The organism is Saccharothrix sp. ST-888, assembly GCF_000955975.1.
Lineage (GTDB): Bacteria > Actinomycetota > Actinomycetes > Streptomycetales > Streptomycetaceae > Kitasatospora.
Map to the genome: position 1 here is coordinate 1 of NZ_JYJF01000308.1, position 793 is coordinate 793.

1 protein-coding gene is annotated in these 793 nt (G+C 68.6%); it reads left to right on the forward strand.

The window, feature by feature from the left end; genetic code table 11:
* The first annotated feature begins 21 nt into the window (after window positions 1-21).
* The gene (locus UK12_RS32805; protein ID WP_045306859.1) at window positions 22-786 is read left to right on the forward strand and encodes a polyprenol monophosphomannose synthase; all 765 of its coding nucleotides are present in this window, start codon (window positions 22-24) and stop codon (window positions 784-786) included.
* The last annotated feature ends 7 nt before the right edge of the window (window positions 787-793 follow it).

The following is a 793-nucleotide window of genomic DNA, read 5'->3' on the forward strand; positions in this document are numbered from 1 at the left end:
GCTGCTTCGAAAGGCACAGACGTGACTGCCCCTGAGGAGAGCACCTTCGCCGATCTCGGCCCGGTGCTGGTGATCATCCCGACCTACAACGAGGTCGAGAACGTCGAGCGGATCGTCTCCCGGGTACGGGCCGCCGTTCCCGAGGTCCACGTCCTGGTGGCCGACGACAACAGCCCCGACGGGACCGGCGACCTCGCCGACAAGATCGCCGCCGAGGACGACCACGTCCACGTCCTGCACCGCAAGGGCAAGGAAGGACTCGGCGCCGCCTACCTCGCCGGCTTCCGCTGGGGCATCGACAACGGCTACGACGTCCTGGTCGAGATGGACGCCGACGGCTCCCACCAGCCCGAGGAACTCCCCCGCCTGCTCACCGCCCTGCGCGGCGCCGACCTCGTCCTCGGCTCCCGCTGGGTCCCCGGCGGGAAGATCGTCAACTGGCCCAAGTCCCGCGTCCTGCTCTCCCGCGGCGGCTCCACCTACTCCCGCCTGATGCTCGACGTCCCCCTGCGCGACGTCACCGGCGGCTACCGCGCCTTCCGCAAGGAGACCCTGCTCGGCCTCGGCATGGACCAGGTCGCCTCGGCCGGCTACTGCTTCCAGGTCGACCTCGCCTGGCGCGCCGTCAAGGCCGGCTTCAAGGTCACCGAAGTCCCCATCACCTTCATCGAACGCGAACTCGGCGCCTCCAAGATGAGCCGCAACATCGTCCTCGAGGCACTCCTGCGCGTCACCGCCTGGGGCATCGAAACCCGCTTCCAGCAACTCACCGGAAAGAAGAAGTAACAGCCGC